At 66.6% G+C, this 3,985-nt stretch carries 4 protein-coding genes; 2 read left to right on the top strand and 2 right to left on the bottom strand.

Annotated elements, in window-relative coordinates; translation table 11 throughout:
- On the bottom strand, positions 1-360 hold a 360-nt coding region (locus tag I71_RS19525; protein ID WP_042696719.1), incomplete at its 3' end, for a SiaB family protein kinase.
- 19 nt (positions 361-379) lie between these two features.
- Positions 380-2,062, bottom strand: coding sequence for a SpoIIE family protein phosphatase (locus I71_RS19520; protein ID WP_042696717.1), 1,683 nt, complete (start codon positions 2,060-2,062; stop codon positions 380-382).
- Between the two features lie 538 nt (positions 2,063-2,600).
- Between I71_RS19520 and I71_RS19515 the strand changes: the two genes are divergently transcribed.
- The gene (locus I71_RS19515) at positions 2,601-3,392 is read left to right on the top strand and encodes an ABC transporter substrate-binding protein (protein ID WP_042696723.1); all 792 of its coding nucleotides are present in this window, start codon (positions 2,601-2,603) and stop codon (positions 3,390-3,392) included.
- Positions 3,393-3,510: 118 nt separating this feature from the next.
- On the top strand, positions 3,511-3,985 hold a 475-nt coding region (locus I71_RS19510), incomplete at its 3' end, for a response regulator transcription factor (protein WP_244433931.1).

Genomic DNA, 3,985 nt, shown 5'->3' with positions numbered 1-3,985 from the left:
CGCGCAGCTGTCCAGCATCGCCGACAGGCCTGGAACGTCGTCCGCCTCCACCAGATTGCCGGAACTGACGACGTAATGGTCGTCCTCCTTGCCGATCACCACGATGCCGCTGTTGGCCGGGATCGGCCGGCCCTGTGCTTCCCGCGAAACCGTGTAGTTGCGGACGTTCTGTGCCTGTTCCACATAGACGGAGAAGACGTCCATGATCGCCGACTTCTCGATCCGCTCATTTTCCAGATGGTTCCGGACGGCCTTGCCCAGCTCTTCGATGACGCTGTGGCTGAAGGGGCCGCTGAAGCAGATCAGCAGCTTCTGCCGTGACAGCAGCTCCTGCAGGTTGAAGAGTTCGTTGCCTTTCATCGTGCCTTGACGACCTGCCTTACGGGTTGACGGGTTGGGAAACGGATGCGCCGGCGACCGGCTGCGTTGCAATGGCCGGCGCTGCGTCGGCAGGCGAAACGGTGAAGCCGACCAGGGTGATGTCGTCGCGCTGTGCCCGGTCCCCCTGATGCTCGGCCAGAGCCTGAACGAAGGCGGCGCGGCGCTCGGCCATCGGAAGCACGTCCTGCTCCAGCAGCATGGCAGTGAAGCGGCGGTTGCCGAAGCCGAAGCCACGCGCCCCGCCGGCCTGATCGAGGAAGCCGTCGGTGGTCAGATAGAAGCTGCGGCCGGGCTTCAGCTCCACCCGATGGGTGGCGAAGCGGTGGCCGATGTCGGACCGACGGTAGCCCAGGCTCTGCGCGTCCCCTTTCACCTCGCTCACGGCATCGGCGCCAGGGTCGACGATGTGCAGGCCGATCCGGCCGCCGGCGAACAGCAGGTCGCCCATATCCGGCCGCACCAGGCAGAGACCGATGTCCAGCCCGTTGTCGAAGCGCGGGTTGTCACGCCCGCGGGCCAACGCCGCGCGCACCATACGGTTCAACCCGCCCAGGATCGCTGCCGGATCGCAATCCGGCGTTTCCGACAGCACATGGTCGAGGATGGCCGACACCGTCATCGTCATGAAGGCGCCCGGCACGCCATGGCCGGAACAATCGGCAACGCCGATCAGGAGGCGGCCGCCCTCCAGTTCGCGGAAGATGTGGAAATCGCCGCCCACCACGTCGCGCGGCCGCCACAGCACGCACACGCCGTCGAGAAGCCGCGCCATCTCGCGCTCGTCGGGCAGGATGGCCGATTGCAGCAGGCTGGCATACTGGATGCTGTCCATCACCTGCCGGTTGACGACCGCCAGCCGGTCGTTGGACTGCCGCAGTTCCTCTGTCCGCTCAGTGACGCGCTGCTCCAGCCGCTCGGTGTAGTCGTGGACGGTCTCCGCCATGTGGTTGAAGGCGACGGTCAGCTGTCCGATCTCGTCGGACCGCCGGTTGCGCAGGCGCACGCGGTAGTCGCCGGCGGCTATGGCCCCGGCCGACCGCGTCAGCCGGGCCAGCGGCGCCAGCACCAGACGGTTCAGCAGCACGCTGATCATGCCGATGACGGCGAGCAGCGAGAAGAAGACGAGGCCGGCCATCGGCGCCAGCGCCGTCATCGTGGCGCTTTCGGCCTCCTCCAGCGAATAGGTCATGCGCAGCAGGCCGACCATCGTGCGTTCGCCGTTGCTGCCGGACATGGCGATCTGCCGTTCGACCGTCGCCAGTTCGGCGCGGCCGGCCGGGCGGTCCAGAGCCACCAGCGGCTCGCCGTGGCCGCCGCGGCCGCCGGATGCCGCCCAGACCTTGACGCTGCGCACCGCAGGATCCTCGGCCATCAGGCCGCGGATCATCGCCTCGACCGCGCGGGTGTCGAACTCCCACACCGCCTGCCCCATGGCCGATGCCTGCAGTGTGCCGACCAGCGTCGCCCGGTGGGTCAGCGCCTCGCGCTGCTGCCGGCCGACCAGGACGGAGGACACGCCCATGGCGATCAGACCCACCAGCAGCGTGCAGCCGACGATCATCAGGATGACGCGCGTCAGCAGCGACGATCCGCCGGCGCGGGCGGCTTCGTCCCCCGAGCCATGCGGGCCGGCGCCGCGAAGCGTATAGGATTCGGTGTCGTCCCATCCCGTGACGCTCATCCACATCCTCCTGACCCGGCCGATCGGGCGTTGTGCGTTCATGGCGGATTTCAAATCGGTCCCGGTCCGGTCGCCCGGGGCCGCGGCAGTCCAAAACCCATCAGAAAATCCACCTTTGCGTGCAACGCGCCGACAGTCATCGAACCAGCCGGCGGGGATGATGCGTGTGGCGGATGAGTCTACCCATAGCACAAAAGGTTTAGTCGGTCGTGAAATAACATTGGACAACGGCTTCGTTCATTATCGCATCGACTGGGGAAATGGGAACAAGCGGAAACCGCCGGCATCCAATCCCGACAAAATATCACGAAGTGTGACAAGCGGGCATGTTGGATGGCTGAGTCCTTTGCAGGACAGCGGGTTTTTCCCGTGGACGGTCCCGCCATCGACCATGCTACCCTCCGGCACTGCCGCTTTGGGTGATACCGGCGGGTGGAGCTGTCTTCACGGTGGAGTTGGAAGGATGGCGTTCGCTGCACGTGCATTCGGTATCCGGGGGATCCTGTCTCCACGCTTTGCCACTGCCGGGTTGGTCGCGATGACAACCCTGCTCGCGGTCCCGATCCTGACGGGGGCGCCGGCCGCGGCTCGCCCGGTGACGGTTCTGGCACCCGAACTGCCGCCGATGATGAGTGCCGACGGCACCGGGCGTGAAGCCTCCATCATCACGGAGACCCTGGCTGCCTGCGGGCACGAGACACACCTTAAGGTTGTTCCCTTCGGGCGTCACTGGAACGATTTCCGGGACAGTGCCCAGGGGACGGGGCAGGGGGTGGATGCGGTCAGCACGGTCCCGGAGGGGATGGCGCTGCCGGGGTCGCGTTCCGCGCCCTACATCCTCTATCAGAATGGCGCGTCCGTGCTGCAAAGCAGCGGCCTCAAGGTTCAATCGCTTGCCGATCTGGCAGGCAAGCGCGTCATCACCTTCGCCGGTGCGCCGGACGTGCTGCCGGGATTGCGCGCCGCCATCCCCAGCTTCGGCGATTTCCGCGAGCGCGCCGACCAGATGGTGCATTCCAACCTGCTGTTCGCCGGCCGGGTGGACGCGGTGCTGGCCGACGGCCTGATCTTCGCCGAATACAACCGCCAGCTTCAGGAAAAGGCGAAATCCGCCGGGGGACTGCCCTTCGACCCGGCCCAGCCAGTGGAGTTCACCGCCATCTTCCCGCCAACCGCCTACAGCATGGTGTTCCGCGACGAGTCGCTGCGCGCGGACTTCGACCGCTGCTTTGCGGAGCTCAAGGCGAAGGGCCGGGTCGATGCCATCGACCGCGACTGGGTGGCCCGCTATGCTGCGACCGTCGGCGACCGCTACCTGCCCCAGCGGTGAGGCATCGGAACCGGCGCCCTGCGGCCGGACATTATTCCATTTGTCGGATAGGGTTTGCGTAACCCGTTCGAGCGTTTAAGATAACATCATACAAATGTGAATGGGGGCGTTAGGCGTCGTGGCCCGGATCATTGTGGTCGAAGACGAAGCCGACCTTCGTGACGATCTTGTCGAATATCTCGACCGGTGTGGGTTCGAGGTGCACGGCGCGTCTCGCGGTGCGGAGTTGGACCGGTTGCTGGAGGTGGGCGCGGCCGACGTGATCGTGCTCGACGTCAACCTGCCGGACGAGGATGGCTTCTCGGTCGCCCGCCGCGTCCGTGCGACCTCGTCGGCCGCCATCATCATGCTGACGGCGCGGTCCGGCCTGATCGACCGCGTCATCGGGCTGGAGCTGGGTGCCGACGTCTATCTGGTCAAGCCGGTCGATTTCCGCGAGGTCGAGGCGCAGATCAAGGCGCTGATGCGGCGGATGCAGAAGGGAGCCGCCCCGTTGGCGGCCGCGGAGCCGCCGCCTATGGCGCCCACTGCCGTCCCGGCCGCCGCGCCCGCTGTCGATTCACGCAAGGCCTGGGGTTCGACACATCGAGGGC

This window comes from Azospirillum sp. B506, assembly GCF_000333595.1.
Lineage (GTDB): Bacteria > Pseudomonadota > Alphaproteobacteria > Azospirillales > Azospirillaceae > Azospirillum.
This window is presented reverse-complemented; position numbering and strand designations above follow the sequence as displayed.

Bases quoted from the DNA above. Each gene is read 5' to 3' on its own strand.
- I71_RS19520 (WP_042696717.1), bottom strand. From the start codon at position 2,062: ATGAGCGTCACGGGATGGGACGACACCGAATCCTATACGCTTCGCGGC.
- I71_RS19515 (WP_042696723.1), top strand. From the start codon at position 2,601: ATGACAACCCTGCTCGCGGTCCCGATCCTGACGGGGGCGCCGGCCGCG.